Below are 19,296 nucleotides of genomic sequence, written 5' to 3' on the forward strand. Positions count from 1 at the left end.
CGCTCAAAACTCGAGCGCGACCCGGTCATTGGACACATCATGCGATGTGCCCGATTACATCGACTGCTTACGGACGGCTGCCCGTCGGGAACGGCCATGCCGCTGCCGGGTTCAGCGCGGTCTTCACCGTCGCCGCCGGTGCGCTCGAGACAGCAGGCGCAGAGGGAGCAGGCGCAGCCTTCTTGGCGACAGCCTTCTTCGCAGGAGCAGCCTTCTTCGCAGGCGCAGCGGCCTTCTTCGCGGCAGCCTTCTTGGCAGGTGCGGCTTTCTTGGCGGCAGCCTTTTTCGCAGGCGCAGCCTTCTTGGCAGCGGTCTTCTTCGCTGCAGCCTTCTTCGCCGGTGCTGCCTTCTTGGCCGCGGCCTTCTTCGCCGGTGCCGCCTTCTTCGCTGCAACCTTCTTCGCTGCGACCTTCTTCACCGCAACTTTCTTCGCTGCAGCCTTCTTGGCGGGCGCCTTTTTCGCCGCGACCTTCTTCACCGCGACTTTCTTCGCTGCAGCCTTCTTGGCCGGCGCTGCCTTCTTCGCAGCAACCTTCTTCACCGCGACTTTTTTCGCTGCGACTTTCTTCGCTGCAACCTTCTTCACTGCGACCTTCTTCGCAGCGACTTTCTTCGCCGGTGCTGCCTTCTTGGCCGGAGCTGCCTTCTTAGCTGCGGTCTTCTTCGCTGCGGGTTTCTTGGCCGCGGCCTTCTTTGCAGTTGCCATCATTTTCTCCTTCAGGTTTTCAGATGAGGTCAGTTCAAACTACACCCTTCGTCAAAACCCGCTTCCCGCGGACGCTTCTCAGGGCGCGCGCTACGAAGCGGGCTATTCATCGGCGTACGCAGGTGCAACGCGCTTACGCTAATGAATGCGGTTAGGCGCGCCGTGCCCCAAGGCACCGCGCGCCAGATCTGGTCGGCGTCGCGAGGCGACACCGGCAATTGCTTGATCGAGCCGCCGGCGATCACGCCAGCGGCTTTTTCCGGGGGGAAGTTTGCCCATCCCACTGAAGGGTTCGCAAAGTGCCTGTCATGTTTGTGGGCCGTCAAGGCACCGGGCACGCTTTGCATCAGGCCGTTCTGCTCCTAATCCAAGTTGCCGCGACCGAAGCCGCGACATCCCCATCAATGAATGCATCTGCGACACGAACCCGGATCACTCCCAGGTCAGCGCGCCGCCGGTTTGATATTCGATCACTCGCGTCTCGAAGAAATTGCGTTCCTTCTTCAGGTCGATCATCTCGCTCATCCACGGGAACGGGTTTTCCTCGTTCGGGTACAGCGGATCGAGACCGATCTGCTGGCAACGGCGGTTGCAGATGAAGCGCAGATAGCTCTTGAACATCGACGCATTGAGGCCGAGCACCCCGCGCGGCATCGTGTCTTCAGCGTAGCGATATTCAAGCTCGACCGCCTGCTGGAAGATCTCGCGGATTTCCGCACGGAACTCCGCGGTCCAGAGATGCGGGTTTTCGAGTTTGATCTGGTTGATCAGGTCGATGCCGAAATTGCAGTGCATCGACTCGTCGCGCAGGATGTACTGGTACTGCTCCGCCGCGCCGGTCATCTTGTTCTGGCGGCCGAGCGCCAGGATTTGCGTAAAGCCGACGTAGAAGAACAGGCCTTCCATCACACAGGCGAACACGATCAGCGAGCGCAGCAGAGTCTGGTCTGCCTCGAGCGTACCGGTCTTGAAGGCCGGGTCGGTCAGCACGTGGATGTACGGAATCAGGAATTCGTCTTTCTCGCGGATCGAGGAAACCTCGTGATACGCGTTGAAGATTTCGCCCTCGTCGAGCCCGAGCGACTCGACGATGTACTGGTAAGCGTGCGTGTGGATCGCCTCTTCGAACGCTTGACGCAGCAGGAACTGGCGGCATTCGGGCGCCGTGATGTGGCGGTAGGTGCCCAGCACGATGTTGTTGGCGGCGAGGGAATCAGCCGTCACGAAGAAGCCCAGGTTGCGCTTGACGATGCGGCGCTCGTCTTCGGTCAGCCCGTTCGGGTCTTTCCACAGGGCGATGTCGCGCGACATGTTCACTTCCTGCGGCATCCAGTGGTTGGCGCAACCAGCCAGATACTTCTCCCAGGCCCACTTGTACTTGAACGGCACCAACTGATTGACGTCGGTCTGGCCGTTGATGATGCGCTTGTCGGCGACATTGACACGCGCTTCGGAGACCGCGGCTGCGTTGGCAACCGGGTTGGCTACATGCGCGACGGGAGCAACAGCGATGTCGTTCGCGAAGACTTCTTGCGCCGAGGCAGCATGGGGAGCGGAACGCATTCCGATTTGCGAACCCACAGCCGATCCCGCAGCGTTGCGCAACACGTTCGGTTGCGTCGCGCTCGAGGGAGTTACGGTAGTGATCTCGTCATCCCAGTTGAGCATAAATGTCACCATCAATTTAGAACGGTTTGTACCATCTTTTCACGAGCGATAAAAGAGTTCGTTCATGAAAATTCCTGTTTTCGATTCGCATTGCTACGTTCATACAACACTTTGCTCAACCTGCTGTGCGTGATGCGTCGAGTGAAGCGTGTTGAGTTCGGGTTGAACATGCGTTGTCGAGGTGCTTCGCGAACTCGAAGAGCAACGTTTCGTCACGTTGCTTCGCTGCTCTATCTATCTGTATTGCGGAGTGCGTTTGCAGCTTCGATATCTCGTTGGCGTCGCGTGCCTCGCTCATCGCGAGAGTGGTGCCGCGAGCCCCGTTGGCCGTTTCCGTGCGTGCCTGCGAGGTGAGGTTCAATGCCTTGTTGAGCGATGCATGCGGCCGTTCATGCCAATCGCCCCGTCGATCAAAGCGTTTGCCGGGAGCACTGCGTTAGGCACGCAGCGTTGTGCACAGTCTCGCGCTTCGCCTGGTGTTGCCGACTGCTGGACTGCCCTTCCGATGAGCAGCGAGACTTCGGTCTCACTCGCCGCTCATCGCTCTGCTGCTACTTCATCTCTGCGAGGTGCGTTGCTCGCTGCATGCGGGTCATCACCTACGACCTCGCTCGACATCGCTTAGCAAGCAACGCTCCTGCTGCTTGCCATCTGCTTACTGGCAAGCCTCGCACTCGTCGAAGCCAGGATCGCCCGGACGCATCATGCACACCGGACCATCCGCTTCGGGCGCCGAAGCAACGGCTTCAGCCACGACCGCTGCCGATGCAACGGCAGCCGCCTGGAAGCCGCCCGACGCACCACCTGCCGCTTCGCCGCTCGCACCGAAGCCGCCGGCTGCACCGCCTGCCGCGCCGCCCGAGCCCTGAGTGCCGCCCGAGCTGACCGCGTTCAGCGCGCCGTGCGCGACCGTCGACTTCTCGACGTGCGTTGCCGCCATCGTGCGCAGGTAGTAGGTCGTCTTCAGGCCGCGCACCCATGCGAGCTTGTAGATCTCGTCGAGCTTCTTGCCCGACGCGCCCGCCATGTAGATGTTCAGCGACTGCGCCTGGTCGATCCACTTCTGACGACGCGAAGCCGCCTCGACGAGCCACGTCGGATCGACTTCGAACGCGGTCGCGTAGATCGCGCGCAGGTCGGCCGGGATGCGGTCGATGCGCGAAAGCGTGCCGTCGAAGTACTTGAGGTCGGCGACCATCACCTCGTCCCACAGGCCGCGCGCCTTCAGGTCGCGCACGAGGTAGTCGTTGACCACCGTGAACTCGCCCGACAGGTTCGACTTCACGTAGAGGTTCTGGTACGTCGGCTCGATACAGGCCGACACGCCGATGATGTTCGAGATCGTCGCGGTCGGCGCGATCGCGATGCAGTTCGAGTTGCGCATGCCGTAGGTCGCGATGCGCGAGCGCAACTCCGACCAGTCCATCGACTCGCTCGAATCGACTTCGACGTAGCCGCCGCGCGCCTCGGCAAGCAGCTTCACCGAGTCTTGCGGAAGGATGCCGCGGTCCCACAGCGAGCCGTGGTAGCTCGAGTAGCGGCCGCGCTCCTCGGCGAGTTCGGTCGACGCGTAGTACGCGTAATAGCAGACCGCTTCCATCGACGTATCGGCAAACTTGACCGCCTCTTCCGACGCATACGGCGTGCGCAGCATGTGCAGGCAGTCCTGGAAGCCCATGATGCCCATGCCGACCGGGCGGTGCTTCAGGTTCGAGTTACGCGCCTTGGCGACCGCGTAGTAGTTGATGTCGATCACGTTGTCGAGCATGCGCATCGCGACGCTGACCGTGCGCTTCAACTTGTCGTGGTCGAGCGCGAGCGTGCCGTCGGCCTGCTCCTTCAGGTGCGCGACGAGGTTCACCGAGCCGAGGTTGCAGACGGCGATCTCGGCGTCGCTCGTGTTCAGCGTGATTTCCGTGCAGAGGTTCGACGAATGGACGACGCCGACGTGCTGCTGCGGCGAGCGCACGTTGCACGGATCCTTGAACGTGATCCACGGGTGGCCGGTTTCGAACAGCATGCCGAGCATCTTGCGCCACAGTTGCGCCGCCGGGATCTTCTTGAACAGCTTGATCTCGCCGCGCGCGACCTTGCCTTCGTAAGCCGTGTAAGCCGCTTCGAATTCCGCGCCGAACTTGTCGTGCAGGTCCGGGCAGGTGGACGGCGAGAACAGCGTCCAGTCGCCGCCTTCCATCACGCGCTTCATGAACAGGTCGGGAATCCAGTTCGCGGTGTTCATGTCGTGCGTGCGGCGGCGGTCGTCGCCGGTGTTCTTGCGCAGCTCGAGGAATTCCTCGATGTCGAGGTGCCACGATTCGAGATACGCGCACACCGCGCCCTTGCGCTTGCCGCCCTGGTTCACGGCGACCGCCGTGTCGTTGACGACCTTCAGGAACGGCACCACGCCTTGCGACTTGCCATTGGTGCCCTTGATGTGCGAGCCGAGCGCGCGCACGCGCGTCCAGTCGTTGCCGAGGCCGCCCGCGAACTTCGAGAGCAGCGCGTTTTCCTTGAGCGCTTCGTAGATGCCGTCGAGGTCGTCGTCGACCGTGGTCAGGTAGCACGACGACAACTGCGAGCGGCGCGTGCCCGAGTTGAACAGCGTCGGCGTGGACGACATGAAGTCGAAGCTCGACAGCACGTTGTAGAACTCGATCGCGCGCGCTTCGCGGTCGATCTCGTTCAGCGCGAGACCCATCGACACACGCATAAAGAATGCCTGCGGCATTTCGATGCGCACGTTGTCGTGATGCAGGAAGTAGCGGTCGTAGAGCGTCTGCAGACCGAGGTAGCCGAACTGCAGGTCGCGGTTCGCGTCGAGCGCGGCGCCGAGACGCTTCAGGTCGAACTGCAGCAGCTTGTCGTCGAGCAACTCGGCCTGCACGCCGCGCTTGATGAACTGCGGGAAGTACTCGGCGTAGCGCTCGCCCATTTCGGCTTGCGTGACTTCTTCTTCGAGGATTTCGCGGCGGATCGTGTGCAGCAGGATGCGCGCGGTGACCTGGCTGTAGGCCGGGTCCTTTTCGATCATCGTGCGGGCAGCGAGGATGGCCGAGTCGTAGACCTGGGTCATCGGCACGCCGTCGTACAGGTTCTTGATCGTTTCGGCGACGATCGGCTCGGCGCTCACGGCGTCGCCGAGATTCGCGCAGGCCGATTCGATGATGCCGCGCAGCGCCGCCAGGTCGAGCGGGTGCGTGACGCCGTTGTCGGTCACGTTCAGGCCCGGCGTGCTGCCGACTGCGACCTGCTCGTCATGCGCGCGCGCCTGGTTGCGCTTCTCGCGGTACAGCACGTAGGCGCGCGCGACGTTGTGTTCGCCGCCGCGCATCAGCGCGAGCTCGACCTGATCCTGAATGTCTTCGATATGGAACGTGCCGCCGTTCGGACGGCTGCGCACGAGTGCGCGCACCACGCTCTGCGTGAGCTGCTCGACCAGTTCGCGCACACGCGCCGACGCCGCACCCTGACCACCGTTGACGGCGAGGAACGCCTTCGTCACGGCGATCGCGATTTTCGACGGCTCGAACGACACCACGCTGCCATTGCGGCGGATCACCTTGTAGTCGGCGTATGTCGCTTGCGGCGCGAGCGCCTGTGCGCCTTGAGCCTGGCCGAAGGTTTGGCCAGTCGGTGAGCCCTCGTACCGGGTCGTCACGTTGTCGGTGGTTTGCATGTGCAAAGCTCCTGGTCTTGGAAATTGCGGCGAGTGCCGCGGATTAAATCGAACGCCGCGCCGCCGCGAGCGCGAGCGATGAAGTGCAGGAAGGCCGGCTAAGCCGGTTGGCGGGATGCAACTGCGAAGAAGCCTGGTTCGATTTGATGTCGGTCTTCATCGGATGTGTCGCGATCACTGGCTGGTCCTTTCCTGAATGCTTCTGGATGCGGCCGGAGATCCCCCTACCGGCTGCGGCCCCAGGAATTTTTCGCTGCCTGGAATGCTTGCGGCGCCATGCTCGGGGAGCGGGGCGCCGCTGACTTATACACTCGGTTATTCACATGGTTATGCACAGAATCACACAAGATATAGTGCGTAACTGAGTTTGTGGCACCAAGTATAGTGGAGATTCAGGGCAGGTCAAACCGATTTATTTGCGCCTGAAGGGTTGACTTTTTTCGTCGCGCACGCAAAAGGCATCTCGCGTAGAACGAGGCTGCGCCTTGTTCTACGGGAATCGCGCGCAGGGTCGCGAAGGGTCGTTACAGCGGTTCGGAAAACTTGAGATAGGGGAAATACCGAGCTTCGAGCGAGGTGTCGCGCTGCAGCCGCGGCCACTCGAAATGCGGACCGGGATCGGTCTTGCGGCCAGGGGCGATGTCGGAGTGACCGGCGAGCGCCTCGATCGGATAGTGCGCCTTCAGCGCGCTCACGAGCGCGGCGAGCGTGCGGTATTGCGCCCCTTCGAAGGCCGTGGTGTCGCTGCCTTCCAGCTCGATGCCGATCGAGAAATCATTGCAGCGCTCGCGGCCGAAGAAATTCGACGGCCCCGCATGCCACGCACGCTCGTTGCACGACACGAACTGCTCGAGCGCGCCGTCGCGATGAATCACGAAATGGGCCGACACGCGCACGCCGCGCAGATGCGTGTCGTAGTACGGATGAGCGTCGCAGTCGAGCGTGTTCAGGAACAGCTCGGCGATCGCGGTGCCGCCGAACTCGTTGGGCGGCAGGCTGATGTTATGGACAACGATTAGCGTCGGCACCGCGCCTTGCGGCCGCGCTTCGAAATTCGGTGAGGGCAGCCTGCGTGCGGTGGCAACCCAACCGTCGGCATCGACGGTGAACGCGACGCTCATCGGGCGTCGCGGCCGCTCGGACGCGTGCCGTTCTGCTGCGCGTGCGCGGCGCAGCAGAACGTCTGCCCCGCCATCACCACCGAGTCGCTTTTCGGCGCATGCACGCCGCACTCGGCACAGCGGATCATCGGCTCGGCAAGCTGCGGCGGCTGCGCGGGACGCGCGGCGCCGTTCGCACCCTGAGCATTGCGCGCGCCCGCGCCCGTGCGCTGCGCGCTTTGCGCGTCGTGACGGCGCAGCGCCCTCACGAGCCATTGACCGACGATGAACAGCAGGATCAGCAAAAAGATTTGTCGCATGGAGACACGCTCACACTACAGGCCGGTGCAACAGCACCTCGAAAACAAAACGGCTGCCGACGTACGCCAGCAATAGCGCAACGAACGAGGCCAGCACCCAGCGCAATGCCGCACGGCCGCGCCAGCCGGACACCCTGCGCGCGGTCAGCAGCGCGCCGAACATCACCCACGAAAGAATCGCGAACACGGTCTTGTGATCGAGCCGCAACGCGCGGTCGACCAGCTGCTCGCTGAACAGGATGCCCGAGACGAGCGTCAGCGTGAGCAGCACGAAGCCGGCGCCGATCAGACGGAACAGCAGCTTCTCGAGCGTGAGCAGCGGCGGCAGCGTGTCGAGCCAGCTCGACAACCAGCCGTTACCCGCCGCGGCCGCATGCCGCGGCGCGAGGCCGCCGCGCATCGAATGCAGACGCCGCTCGACCGCCAGCATCAGCACCGCGTGCAGCGCCGCGACCGCGAAGAGTCCGTACGCGATGTTCGCGATCAGGAAGTGCAGCTTGAACATCGGCGCGGCCGCGTACGGCAGCACGCGCACGCCGCCGAACGCGAGCGGCAGCAGCGACGCCAGGCACGCGAGCGGCAATACGAGCAGCCGCAATCCGTCGAGCGGGAAGAAGAAGCTCTCGATCCAATAGATGCCGGCACCGAGCCAGAACATCGCCGACAGCGCGAACGCGAAGCCGAACACCATCGCGTTCTGCGGGAAGATCGTGGTATGCAGCAGCACGCCGTGCGCGAGCAGCGCGACGAACAGCAGCACGCGCCCCGCCGTGCTCATGCCCGAGCCCGCCGAAACCGCCGCGCCGCTCACGGCATGATCGTGCAGCGGCGGCACGCTCTCGAGCATCGGACGCACGGCGGTGTGCCGGTGCGAGCGCCAGCCGGCCACGGCGAGGCTGCCGTAGAGAAGCGCGGTGAGGGCATACAGTACAATATCCATATTCGAAGTTTACACTAGGCCCCTCCTCCGCGACGTCTTGCACTTCGCGCGCTGCCCGGGGCCCCACCGTTCATCGCTCCCCATGCTCGACAATCTGACTCAACGGATGGCGCGCGTCGTCAAGACGCTGCGCGGCGAAGCCCGGCTCACCGAGGCGAACACCCAGGAAATGCTGCGCGAGGTGCGTCTCGCACTGCTCGAGGCCGACGTGGCGTTGCCCGTCGTGCGCGAGTTCATCGCCAAGGTCAAGGAGAAGGCGCTCGGCGAGGAAGTGATCAGCAGCCTGTCGCCGGGCCAGGCGCTCGTCGGCGTCGTGCAGCGCGAGCTGACCGCCGTGATCGGCGGCGATTACGAAGGCAAAGCGGCCGAGCTCAATCTCGCCGTCACGCCGCCCGCGATCATCCTGATGGCGGGTCTGCAGGGCGCCGGCAAGACGACCACGGTCGGCAAGCTCGCGAAGCTCCTGCGCGAGAAGTACAAAAAGAAGGTGCTGACCGTTTCGTGCGACGTCTATCGTCCCGCCGCTATCGCGCAGCTGAAAACGGTGACCGAGCAGGTGGGCGCCGACTTTTTCCCGTCCGAGCCGAACCAGAAGCCGGTCGACATCGCGCGCGCCGCGGTGGACTGGGCGAAGCGCCACTATCACGACGTGCTGCTCGTCGACACGGCCGGCCGCCTCGGTATCGACGAAGCGATGATGCAGGAAATCGCCGCGCTGCACGCCGAGCTGAAGCCGGCGGAGACGCTCTTCGTCGTCGATGCGATGCTCGGCCAGGATGCGGTCAACACCGCGAAAGCGTTCAGCGACGCGCTGCCGCTCACCGGCGTCGTGCTCACCAAGCTCGATGGCGACTCGCGCGGTGGCGCAGCGCTGTCGGTGCGTCACGTGACGGGCAAGCCGGTCAAGTTCGTCGGCGTCGCGGAAAAGCTCGACGGCCTCGAAGTGTTCCACCCGGACCGCATGGCGAGCCGGATTCTCGGCATGGGCGACATCCTCGCGCTCGTCGAGGAAGCGCAGCGCGGCGTCGACGTGCAGGCCGCGCAAAAGCTCGCCGACAAGGTCAAGAAAGGCGGCGACTTCGACCTCAACGATTTCCGCGCGCAGCTCACACAAATGAAGGGCATGGGCGGTCTGTCGTCGCTGATGGACAAGCTGCCCGCGCAGTTCCAGCAGGCCGCGGCCGGCGCCGACATGGGCCAGGCCGAGAAGCAGATGCGCCGCATGGAAGGCATCATCAACTCGATGACGCCGGCCGAGCGCGCGAAGCCCGAACTCATCAAGGCGACCCGCAAGCGCCGCATCGCCGCGGGCGCGGGTGTGCAGGTGCAGGAAGTCAACCGCATGCTGAACCAGTACGAGCAGATGCGCACGATGATGAAAAAGCTCAAGGGCGGCAACCTGCAGAAGATGATGCGCGGCATGAAGGGCATGATGCCCGGCATGCGCTAAGCTTGATGGGGACGGCGCGCCCTCGCGCGCAAGCGCCGCTGCACGGAGCGGCTGACGCCGGGTTCGCGCGGGTTTATCCTGTACCGCACGTCGCCGCCCCTCGCAGGATCGTCTTTCGGGACGCTCCCACCCACACCATGTATACAGTTACCGCCCGTCAGACGTCATGAACCGCGAAGAAGCTCTCCACATCTTTAAACACTCCGAAGAAATCGTTTCGGCCTCGGACGTCAACGCGTCGATCGCCGGCATGGCGGCCGCCATCCGCGATGAAATGAGCGAGGACTTCCCGCTCGTGCTCTCGGTAATGGGCGGCGCGGCGGTGTTCACCGGCATGCTGCTGCCGCACCTCGACTTCCCGCTCGAATTCGACTACATCCATCTGACGCGCTACCGCAACACCACGAAGGGCGGCAACGAGATGCAATGGCGAGTGGCGCCGGCCGAGTCGGTGAAGGACCGCGTCGTGCTCGTGCTCGACGACATTCTCGACGAAGGCGAAACGATGGCCGCCATCCGTGACCGCATCCTCGCGATGGGCGCCAAGCGCTTCCTCTCAGCGGTGCTCTGCGAGAAGATCATTCCGAAGGCGAAGCCGCTGCGCCCGGACTATTGCGGCTTCGAAGTGCCGAACCGTTATGTGTTCGGCTGCGGAATGGATGCCAAGGGGTACTGGCGCAATTTGCCGACCATTCGTGCGCTGACTGATGGGGCGTGATTTGGTGCTTGATTTGGTGCGTGATTCGGGCGCTCTCGCCTGCCACGCACCGGCGTAAAAAAAGCAGCCTGAATGGCTGCTTTTTTTGTCACTGCATCGGCGTCCCGCTTCCCGCCTCACAGTTTGTGCACGAAAGAGCGAATGCCGCCGAGCATCATTTCCACCGAGATCGCCACGAGCACGAGCCCCATGAGCCGCTCGAACGCCGTCATCACGCGCTCACCGAGCCAGGCCTGAATGCGCTCGGCGAGCATCAGCACGATCGCGCAGACGATCATCGTGACAGTCAGCGCGCCGATCCACTCGAGCGTCTTGCCAGGCGCCTGCGAGGCCAGCAGCATCACCGTCGCCAACGCCGACGGGCCCGCCAGCGCCGGAATCGCGAGCGGCACGATGAGCGGCTCGCCGCCGCGCGCGTCGCCGCCGAACGGGCCGTCCGGATGCGGGAACACCATGCGCAGCGCGATCAGAAACAGCACGATGCCGCCGCCGATCCGCAACGACTGGTCGGAGAGGCTCATCATGCGCAGAAAGCCCTGCCCGAGCACCATGAACATCAACAGGATCGCAAACGCGATCGCAACCTCGCGCAGAATCACGACGGTGCGGCGCTCGGGCGCCACGTCGCGCAGACAGCTGATGAAGATCGGGATGTTGCCGAGCGGATCGGTAATCAGGATCAGCAGCACGGTCGCGGACAGGAAGGTGTACTCCACCGCCCGCTCCGCCTAGCGCGGGAGTGCGGCGCGCACTTTGCCGATCACCGTCTGCGCGGCGTCCTCGACCGGCAGCAGCGTCGCTTCGGTGTCGCGACGGCCCTGGTATTCGAGCTTGCCGTCTTTCAGGCCACGGTCACCGATCACGAGACGATGCGGCACGCCGATCAGCTCCCAGTCGGCGAACATGACGCCCGGCCGCTCGCCTCGATCGTCGAGGATCACGTCGATGCCCGCGGCGACGAGCTCCGCATACAGCTTGTCGGCCTGCTCGCGCACCGCGTCGCTGCGGTCATAGCCCATCGGGCACAGCACGACTTCGAACGGCGCGATCGACTCCGGCCAGATGATGCCCTTGTCGTCGAAATTCTGTTCGATCGCCGCCCCGAGAATACGCGTGATGCCGATGCCGTAGCAGCCCATTTCCATCGGCCGCGGCTTGCCGGTTTCGTCGAGGCAGGTCGCGTTCATCGCCTCCGAATACTTGGTGCCGAGCTGGAACACATGGCCCACTTCGATGCCGCGGCAGATGTCGATCACGCCCTTGCCGTCCGGCGACGGATCGCCCTTCTTCACGTTGCGGATGTCGGCGACGACCGGCTCCGGCAGATCGCGGCCCCAGTTCACGCCGGTGATGTGATAGTCGACCTCGTTCGCGCCGACCACGAAATCGCTCATGTTCGCGACCGTGCTATCGGCGATCACCTTGACCGGCTTCTTCGTGTTGATCGGGCCGAGGTAGCCCGGCGGCGTGCCGAAGGTTTCGATGATCTCGGCTTCGGTCGCCATGCGGAAATCGGCAAGACCGGGCTGTTTGCCAGCCTTGATCTCGTTCAGATCGTGGTCGCCGCGCAGCATCAGCAGCCAGATGGTCGGCTCGGCGCCTTCGTTTTCGGTAGCGAGGACGACCGACTTGATCGTGCGCTCGAGCGGAATGTTCAGCAGTTCGGCAACGGCCTCGCACTTCGCCTTGCCCGGCGTGGCGGTCTTCTTCATGTCCTCGGCGGGCGCGGCGCGCTGCGCGAGGAGCGGCAGCGCTTCGGCGGCTTCGACGTTCGCGGCGAACTCTGAGGTCGGGCAATAGGCGATCGCGTCTTCGCCGGTGTCGGCGATCACGTGGAATTCATGCGAGCCGCTGCCGCCGATCGAACCGTTGTCCGCCGCGACCGCGCGGAACTCGAGCCCGAGGCGCGTGAAAATGCGCACGTACGCGTCGTACATCTTGCGATACGACTCGCGCAGGCCCTCGATGTCCTTGTCGAACGAGTACGCGTCTTTCATGATGAATTCGCGGCCGCGCATCACGCCGAAACGCGGACGGATCTCGTCGCGGAACTTCGTCTGGACTTGATAGAAGTTGACCGGCAACTGGCGGTAGCTCTTGATCTGGTTGCGCGCGATGTCGGTGACGACTTCCTCGTGCGTCGGGCCCATCACGAAGTCGGCCTGCTTGCGGTCCTTGAAACGCAGCAGCTCGGGGCCGTATTTCTCCCAGCGCCCCGACTCCTGCCACAACTCGGCCGGCTGCACCGCCGGCATCAGCAGCTCGATGGCGCCCGCCCGGTTCATTTCCTCGCGCACGATGGCTTCCACCTTGCGGATCGAGCGCAGGCCGACCGGCAGGTAGTTATAGATACCGCCGGCGACGCGACGGATCATGCCCGCGCGCACCATGAGCTTGTGGCTGATGATTTCGGCGTCGGCGGGCGCTTCTTTCAGCGTGCCGATAAAGAAACGGGAGGCTTTCATTCAGATTGTCCAAAAGCGGCGGCTCCGGAGGGGCCGCCCGAAAAGGTGAAAACGTTGGGGAAATCGACACAGATCCGATGCTGGGCCGGCACGGTTCGCCCGCCCACCGGCACGCGCTGCCCGGGCACGGCGCCGAAGCTGCCGCGCAAAGCCTTCGCACAAGGGATAAGGCACGGAAAACCGACAGGCTACCGCAAACACGGGCCTGTTGCGGCGAATCGGTCCAATCTTCCTCGATTCGGTGCGTCGGGTCCGTTATCTGTTTATAATCAAAGCAATTTTAAAGGATTCGAAGGTGGTTGTATGCTGGATCGTGAAGGCTTTCGCCCGAACGTCGGCATCATCCTCTTGAACGCGCACAACGAGGTGTTTTGGGGCAAACGGCTCCGTGAACATTCCTGGCAGTTTCCGCAGGGGGGCATCAAATATGGTGAGACCCCCGTGCAAGCGATGTATCGGGAGTTACACGAAGAAACCGGGCTGCTTCCTGAGCACGTCAAGGTGATTGGTCGCACGCGCGACTGGTTGCGTTATGAGGTGCCTGACAAGTTCATCAAGCGTGAAGTACGCGGTCATTACCGCGGCCAGAAGCAAATCTGGTTCTTGCTCCGGATGGTAGGACGCGACTGCGATATCTGCTTGCGCGCCACCGACCACCCTGAGTTCGATGCGTGGCGCTGGAACGAGTATTGGGTGCCGCTCGACTGTGTGATCGAGTTCAAGCGGGATGTGTATCAGTTGGCGCTAACGGAGCTATCCCGTTTCATGCGCCGACCTGCGCCGCGTGCGGAAAAACCTGGCGGACACCATGGGTCGCGTTATCCGCGGGTTGCATCGTCGATGCAAAGTCCCCCGGATTCCACGGTAGGCACAGTGGCTTCGGCCACTGTCGTGACTTCGGTGAGCGTCGAAACAACGACTCGCGTTCTGGTCGTGTCGGATTGCGGGCAACGCGCCGCTGCAGCGCAAGCGAGCGGCGAAGCGCGTCACGACGGCGAATCGGCTAATGAAGGCGCCGTCCCGCTGGTCCGCTCGGGCATGCGCGATTAACAACTCCGGGCGGCTATCCATGCTGCCTCTCTCTGGCGCGGCTTTCGGGCCGCGCCTGTGTTTCGAGGGAATCATATTGAAAGCATTTGCATTTGCCGTGGTGTGTCTCGCCACTGGCGCCCTGCTGGCAGGCTGTTCGAGCGCCGGCAAGCCGACCAATAAGGACGACAGCGAGTTCGTTTATTTGCTGGACCGCAAGGGCAACTGGGTTGAAAACAAGGTGGACACGTTGCCGCCGCTGCCGACGGACGCCAATCTGCTGCCGTTCGAGGTCTCCGGCAATACACCACTGCAATTCGCAATCGACCCGAACTCGGTCAGCGTCGGCGACGACGGCGTCGTGCGTTACACGGTGGTCATCACGAGCCCGAGCGGCGCGCGCAACGTCAATTACGAAGGTATCCGCTGCGACACGTATGAATGGCGTCAGTACGCGGGCCTGAACGCCGATCACGACGGCTGGGACAAAACGGTCGCGAACCAGTTTTCTCGTATCGAGGACGGCGCGCTGAACGCGTATCAATCGGCGCTGTATCAGGACTATATGTGCGCGAACAAGATGCCGACCGGCAACGCGAAGCGCATCGTCGAAAATATCCGCTACAAGCGCACGCAAACGTCGCAGATTCACTGAAGCCGGTTTCGTCGCAGGCATCCGAAGATAAAAGAGCCGTTCCAGCATGCGCTGGAACGGCTTTTTTATGCGCTTTTTGCGGGCCTGAGGCACGTGCTGCCTGCCCGCGCTGCCGAATGGATCAGAGCAGCACGAGGTTGTCGCGATGAATCAACTCCGGCTCCAGCATATAGCCGAGCACCGACTCGATCTCGCCACTGGGCCGCCGCTGGATCAGCTTGGTTTCGGCACTGCTGTAGTTCGTCAGACCGCGCGCCACTTCGCGCCCCGACGCGCTCAGGCAGGCGATCACCTCGCCACGCGCGAACGCTCCCTGCACGCCGACGATACCGATGGGCAGCAAGCTCTTGCCGCCCGCAGTCAGCTTTTCGACCGCGCCGTCGTCGATCACCACGTGGCCGCGCACCTGCAAATGATCGGCCATCCATTGCTTGCGCGCCGCCATCCGCGCAGTGCGCGCGATCAACTGCGTGCCGATCGCCTCGCCCGACGCGAGCCGTACCAGCACGTCCGCCTCGCGTCCGCTCGCGATTATCGTGTTGGCGCCGCTGTGGGCCGCGCGCTTGGCCGCGAGAATCTTGGTCAGCATGCCCCCGCGGCCGAGGCTCGAACCCGCGCCGCCCGCCATCGCTTCGAGTTCCGGCGCGCCGGCGTCAGCCTGCTGAACGAGCGTGGCGCTGGGATCCTTGCGCGGGTCGGCGGTAAAAAGGCCCTGCTGATCCGTGAGAATGATGAGCGCGTCGCCTTCGATCAGATTGGCGACCAGCGCGCCGAGCGTGTCGTTGTCGCCGAACTTGATTTCGTCGGTCACGACCGTATCGTTTTCGTTGATGATCGGCACGACGCCGAGGCGCAACAGCGTGAGCAGCGTGGAGCGCGCGTTCAGGTAACGCTCGCGGTCGGCGAGGTCGGCATGCGTGAGCAGGATCTGCGCAGTCTGGATGGAGTGCGCGGCGAAGCGGCTTTCATACACCTGCGCAAGCCCCATCTGACCGACGGCCGCAGCCGCCTGCAATTCGTCGATTTCGCGTGGCCGTCTGGTCCAGCCGAGCCGCTGCATACCCTCGGCGATGGCGCCCGAGCTGACCAGTACCACTTCCTTGCCTTGCGCGCGCAGCGCGGCAATCTGCGCGGCCCAGCGGCCGATCGCCGCATGATCGAGGCCGCGCCCGTCGTTCGTGACGAGGCTCGAACCCACTTTCACTACCAATCGCCGTGAATCCGCGATGACGGAACGCATTGTGCGCTGTCTCCCAAGATGACGCGTAGATGCATGCCGGCAGCCCGCCGCTGGCGCCGGCGCTCGAGTTTTTATTCCTGCGGGCGGGTGCCGGAGTCGTCAGTTGCAGCCTGTGCTTCCGGTCCCTCGCGGAAACGCACGTCGGAAGCGAGGTCTTCGGCTTCGGCCGCGCGCTGTGCGTCGGAATGCTCGGCGAGGTAGTCGAACACCGCATAGCAGAGATTTTCACAGCCCTGACCGGTCAGCGCCGAGATTTCGAACACCGGGCCGTCCCAGCCGAAGCCTTCGAGGAAAGCCCCAACGCGCGCCTCGCGCTCGTCTTCAGGCACCATGTCGAGCTTGTTCAGCACGAGCCAGCGCGGCTTTTGATAGAGCTGTTCGTCGTACTTGCGCAGTTCGTTGACGATCGCCTTCGCTTCCACGACCGGATCGATCGACTCGTCGAACGGCGCAATGTCGATGATGTGCAGCAGCAGGCCAGTGCGCTGCAGGTGACGCAGAAACTGGTGCCCGAGGCCTGCGCCTTCCGCCGCGCCTTCGATCAGCCCCGGAATGTCGGCGATCACGAAGCTGCGGCTCGGCCCGACGCGCACCACGCCCAGATTCGGCGCGAGCGTCGTGAACGGGTAATCGGCGATTTTCGGCTTCGCGTTCGACACCGACGAGATAAACGTCGACTTGCCCGCGTTCGGCATGCCGAGCAGCCCGACGTCGGCCAGCACCTTCAGTTCGAGGCGCACCATGCGGCGCTCGCCCGGCTTGCCGTCGGTCTTCTGACGCGGCGCGCGGTTCGTGCTGGACTTGAAATGCAGATTGCCGAGACCACCCGCGCCGCCCTGCGCGATTTGCACGCTCTGGTTATGCTCGGTCAGATCGGCGATCAGCTCACCGGTTTCCATGTCCGTGATCGTGGTGCCGACCGGCATACGCAGCGTAATGTCGTCGCCGCCCTTGCCGTAGCAGTCCGAGCCGCGGCCATTTTCGCCGTTGCGCGCCTGATGCTTTTTCGCGTAGCGGTAGTCGATCAGCGTGTTGATGTTGCGGTCCGCGACCGCGATCACACTGCCGCCCCGGCCGCCGTCGCCGCCATCGGGGCCGCCGAACGGAACGAATTTCTCGCGGCGCATCGACGCGCTGCCATCCCCTCCGTCGCCGGCGATGACTTCAATCCTCGCTTCGTCAATGAACTTCATGCGTTACTCCGTCCCGTGGTGTACTGCCCCATTTGATGCCGGGGTTGATACTGATTGGATTCTGCTATTTTGCCGCGCGCGCCGCGCGCTGATCAATCGACCGAACGGCATAGTCGCCGATGATGAGCGGTCGGTTCCGCGGCCGCAACGCCATAGAGGCGCCGCAATAAAAAAGGCCCCGCGAACTTCGCGGGGCCTTTTTCCGGTCCTGAAGCCCGTGCCTGATCAGGCTCAGGCTGCCGGGACGACGGAAACGGTGTGCTTCTTCGCCGCGCCCTTCGTGGAGAACTGGACGTGGCCGTCCTTCAGCGCGAACAGGGTATGATCCTTGCCCATGCCGACGTTCTCACCAGCGTGCATGCGCGTGCCGCGCTGACGCACGATGATGCCACCAGCGTTGATAGCCTGGCCGCCGTAAACCTTCACGCCGAGGCGTTTCGATTCGGAGTCGCGGCCGTTCCGGGACGATCCGCCTGCCTTTTTGTGTGCCATTTGATGTGCTCCTTAACCGTTGCGCTTACGCGTTGATCGCGTCGATGCGCAGTTCGGTATAGTTCTGGCGGTGGCCGCCATGCTTCTGGTAGTGCTTCCGGCGACGCATCTTGAAGATGGTCACTTTGGCGTGACGACCTTGCGACACGACGGTAGCCTTGACGGAAGCCCCACTGACCAGCGGCGTACCGAACTTAATCGATTCGCCTTCGCCCACTGCGAGAACCTGGTCGAGCGTGATTTCAGCGTCAATGTCTGCCGGTATCTGTTCTACTTTAAGTTTTTCGCCGACGGCAACTTTGTACTGCTTGCCACCGGTTTTTATGACCGCGTACATTGAGAACCTCACTCTGTGTTCATTTTTCCCACGCACCGCGCGCGGAAACTGTCGATTATACATGGAGTTAGCTGCTCGGTCAAAACCTGCTTCCCGAGCCGTTCAATACCTTTTCTGGTTCCTACTTTCGCAACGCCGCGCACGACGCCCGGCGCCTCAAATGCAGCCCCGGCGCGCGGCGCCGCTACCAGCGGGAACGCATCCGTGCCGCAGCCGGCGACCCGGAACCGCCCCGATCGCCTTATAATTCGCGGCACTACCCAATTCAGCCATCATGTCGTCGACTGCCACCCCCTCCCCCAACGTCGCCAGCCTGCTTGCTCCGATCGCCGAAGACATGCAGCAGGTGAATCGCGTCATCAGGCAACGTCTCGCGTCCGACGTGATGCTGATCAACCAGATTTCCGAGTACATCATCAGCGCCGGCGGCAAACGGCTGCGGCCCGCGCTGCTGTTGCTCGTGGCGGGCGCGCTGGGAGACACGACGGGGCACCGGCACGAACTGGCCGCGGTCGTCGAATTCATCCACACCGCCACTCTGCTGCACGACGACGTGGTCGACGAATCCGACCTGCGGCGCGGCCGCCAGACCGCCAACGCGCTGTTCGGCAACGCGGCGAGCGTGCTGGTCGGCGATTTTCTTTACTCGCGCTCGTTCCAGATGATGGTCGGCGTCGGCAAGATGCGCGTCATGGAAATTCTTTCCGAGGCGACCAACATCATTTCCGAAGGCGAGGTGCTGCAACTGCTGAACATGCACGACGCGGACGTCGACGAAACCCGCTACATGCAAGTGATCCGCTACAAGACCGCCAAGCTGTTCGAAGCCGCCGCCCAGCTCGGCGCGGTGCTGGCCGGAGCGGACGCGAAAATCGAAGCGGCCGCGGCGGAATTCGGCCGGCGCATCGGCACGGCGTTCCAGATCATGGACGACTGGCTCGACTACACGGGCACCGCCGAATCGATGGGCAAGAACGCCGGCGACGATCTGCGCGAAGGCAAACCGACGCTGCCGCTCATCTATCTCATCGAACGCGGCACGCCGGAGCAATCGGCGCTCGCGCGCGAAGCGATCGAACAAGGCGGCACCGACCGTTTCGATACGATTTTCGAGGCCATTACGCGTTCCGGCGCGCTCGATCACACGCTCGAATGCGCGAAACAGGAAGCTCAGGCCGCGGCCGCGGCAATTTCGTCATTCCCCCATTCCATTTTTAAAGAGAGCCTGCTAGAATTATGTTCTTACTCGACGGCAAGACAGTCTTGAACTGGACTGAAACGCCGAATTAATCTGAATCGAGTCAGCA

The 19,296-nt window shown here is 63.3% G+C and carries 19 protein-coding genes; 5 read left to right on the forward strand and 14 right to left on the reverse strand.

The window, feature by feature from the left end; all coding sequences use genetic code 11:
- Window positions 1-67: 67 nt before the first annotated feature.
- The 8 genes from B9Z01_RS24625 to B9Z01_RS24655 all read right to left on the reverse strand — a co-directional run bounded on the left by B9Z01_RS24625 (window position 68) and on the right by B9Z01_RS24655 (window position 8,410).
- Window positions 68-706, reverse strand: coding sequence for a histone H1-like DNA-binding protein (locus tag B9Z01_RS24625; protein WP_085487873.1), 639 nt, complete (start codon window positions 704-706; stop codon window positions 68-70).
- Between the two features lie 29 nt (window positions 707-735).
- Window positions 736-1,053: a hypothetical protein gene (locus B9Z01_RS24630; protein WP_085487875.1), complete on the reverse strand. Its 318-nt coding sequence runs from the start codon at window positions 1,051-1,053 to the stop codon at window positions 736-738.
- Between the two features lie 85 nt (window positions 1,054-1,138).
- Window positions 1,139-2,374 (reverse strand): ribonucleotide-diphosphate reductase subunit beta, encoded by a 1,236-nt coding sequence (locus B9Z01_RS24635; protein ID WP_085487877.1) that lies wholly within the window; start codon window positions 2,372-2,374, stop codon window positions 1,139-1,141.
- Between the two features lie 655 nt (window positions 2,375-3,029).
- On the reverse strand, window positions 3,030-6,050 hold the full coding sequence (locus B9Z01_RS24640; protein WP_085487879.1) for a ribonucleoside-diphosphate reductase subunit alpha: 3,021 nt from the start codon (window positions 6,048-6,050) through the stop codon (window positions 3,030-3,032).
- A gap of 43 nt (window positions 6,051-6,093) precedes the next feature.
- Window positions 6,094-6,228: a hypothetical protein gene (locus B9Z01_RS36685; RefSeq protein WP_275937518.1), complete on the reverse strand. Its 135-nt coding sequence runs from the start codon at window positions 6,226-6,228 to the stop codon at window positions 6,094-6,096.
- 346 nt (window positions 6,229-6,574) lie between these two features.
- Window positions 6,575-7,171: a 1,6-anhydro-N-acetylmuramyl-L-alanine amidase AmpD gene (gene ampD, locus B9Z01_RS24645; RefSeq protein ID WP_085487881.1), complete on the reverse strand. Its 597-nt coding sequence runs from the start codon at window positions 7,169-7,171 to the stop codon at window positions 6,575-6,577.
- On the reverse strand, window positions 7,168-7,470 hold the full coding sequence (locus tag B9Z01_RS24650) for a PP0621 family protein (protein WP_085487883.1): 303 nt from the start codon (window positions 7,468-7,470) through the stop codon (window positions 7,168-7,170). Before B9Z01_RS24650 ends, ampD begins: the two co-directional genes overlap by 4 nt.
- Before the next feature lie 10 nt (window positions 7,471-7,480).
- Window positions 7,481-8,410 (reverse strand): cytochrome C assembly family protein, encoded by a 930-nt coding sequence (locus B9Z01_RS24655; protein WP_085487884.1) that lies wholly within the window; start codon window positions 8,408-8,410, stop codon window positions 7,481-7,483.
- Window positions 8,411-8,492: 82 nt separating this feature from the next.
- On the opposite strand from B9Z01_RS24655, the gene ffh reads away from it, so the two are divergent.
- Window positions 8,493-9,860, forward strand: a complete 1,368-nt coding sequence (gene ffh / locus B9Z01_RS24660; RefSeq protein WP_085487886.1) for a signal recognition particle protein — start codon at window positions 8,493-8,495, stop codon at window positions 9,858-9,860.
- 166 nt (window positions 9,861-10,026) lie between these two features.
- The gene (locus tag B9Z01_RS24665; RefSeq protein WP_085487887.1) at window positions 10,027-10,578 is read left to right on the forward strand and encodes a hypoxanthine-guanine phosphoribosyltransferase; all 552 of its coding nucleotides are present in this window, start codon (window positions 10,027-10,029) and stop codon (window positions 10,576-10,578) included.
- 116 nt (window positions 10,579-10,694) lie between these two features.
- Here the strand turns inward: B9Z01_RS24665 and B9Z01_RS24670 are convergent, their stop codons facing one another.
- Together B9Z01_RS24670 and B9Z01_RS24675 are read right to left on the reverse strand one after the other, a co-directional pair.
- Window positions 10,695-11,294 (reverse strand): MarC family protein, encoded by a 600-nt coding sequence (locus tag B9Z01_RS24670; RefSeq protein ID WP_085487889.1) that lies wholly within the window; start codon window positions 11,292-11,294, stop codon window positions 10,695-10,697.
- A gap of 12 nt (window positions 11,295-11,306) precedes the next feature.
- The gene (locus tag B9Z01_RS24675; RefSeq protein ID WP_085487891.1) at window positions 11,307-13,043 is read right to left on the reverse strand and encodes a proline--tRNA ligase; all 1,737 of its coding nucleotides are present in this window, start codon (window positions 13,041-13,043) and stop codon (window positions 11,307-11,309) included.
- Between the two features lie 303 nt (window positions 13,044-13,346).
- Here B9Z01_RS24675 and B9Z01_RS24680 point away from each other — a divergent pair, with 303 nt between their 5' ends.
- Together B9Z01_RS24680 and B9Z01_RS24685 are read left to right on the forward strand one after the other, a co-directional pair.
- The gene (locus B9Z01_RS24680) at window positions 13,347-14,093 is read left to right on the forward strand and encodes an RNA pyrophosphohydrolase (protein WP_085487893.1); all 747 of its coding nucleotides are present in this window, start codon (window positions 13,347-13,349) and stop codon (window positions 14,091-14,093) included.
- Window positions 14,094-14,169: 76 nt separating this feature from the next.
- The gene (locus B9Z01_RS24685; RefSeq protein WP_085487990.1) at window positions 14,170-14,727 is read left to right on the forward strand and encodes a CNP1-like family protein; all 558 of its coding nucleotides are present in this window, start codon (window positions 14,170-14,172) and stop codon (window positions 14,725-14,727) included.
- 121 nt (window positions 14,728-14,848) lie between these two features.
- Here B9Z01_RS24685 and proB read toward each other — a convergent pair whose 3' ends face one another.
- The 4 genes from proB to rplU form a co-directional block, all read right to left on the reverse strand.
- Window positions 14,849-15,967, reverse strand: coding sequence for a glutamate 5-kinase (gene proB, locus B9Z01_RS24690; protein WP_085487894.1), 1,119 nt, complete (start codon window positions 15,965-15,967; stop codon window positions 14,849-14,851).
- Between the two features lie 71 nt (window positions 15,968-16,038).
- Window positions 16,039-17,160, reverse strand: a complete 1,122-nt coding sequence (cgtA, locus tag B9Z01_RS24695) for an Obg family GTPase CgtA (RefSeq protein ID WP_085487896.1) — start codon at window positions 17,158-17,160, stop codon at window positions 16,039-16,041.
- Between the two features lie 231 nt (window positions 17,161-17,391).
- On the reverse strand, window positions 17,392-17,652 hold the full coding sequence (rpmA, locus tag B9Z01_RS24700; protein ID WP_008923994.1) for a 50S ribosomal protein L27: 261 nt from the start codon (window positions 17,650-17,652) through the stop codon (window positions 17,392-17,394).
- Between the two features lie 25 nt (window positions 17,653-17,677).
- Window positions 17,678-17,989: a 50S ribosomal protein L21 gene (gene rplU, locus B9Z01_RS24705; RefSeq protein ID WP_007180329.1), complete on the reverse strand. Its 312-nt coding sequence runs from the start codon at window positions 17,987-17,989 to the stop codon at window positions 17,678-17,680.
- Window positions 17,990-18,263: 274 nt separating this feature from the next.
- Here rplU and B9Z01_RS24710 point away from each other — a divergent pair, with 274 nt between their 5' ends.
- The gene (locus tag B9Z01_RS24710) at window positions 18,264-19,256 is read left to right on the forward strand and encodes a polyprenyl synthetase family protein (protein ID WP_085487898.1); all 993 of its coding nucleotides are present in this window, start codon (window positions 18,264-18,266) and stop codon (window positions 19,254-19,256) included.
- Window positions 19,257-19,296 lie beyond the last annotated feature (40 nt).

Source organism: Paraburkholderia susongensis (assembly GCF_900177725.1).
Lineage (GTDB): Bacteria > Pseudomonadota > Gammaproteobacteria > Burkholderiales > Burkholderiaceae > Paraburkholderia > Paraburkholderia susongensis.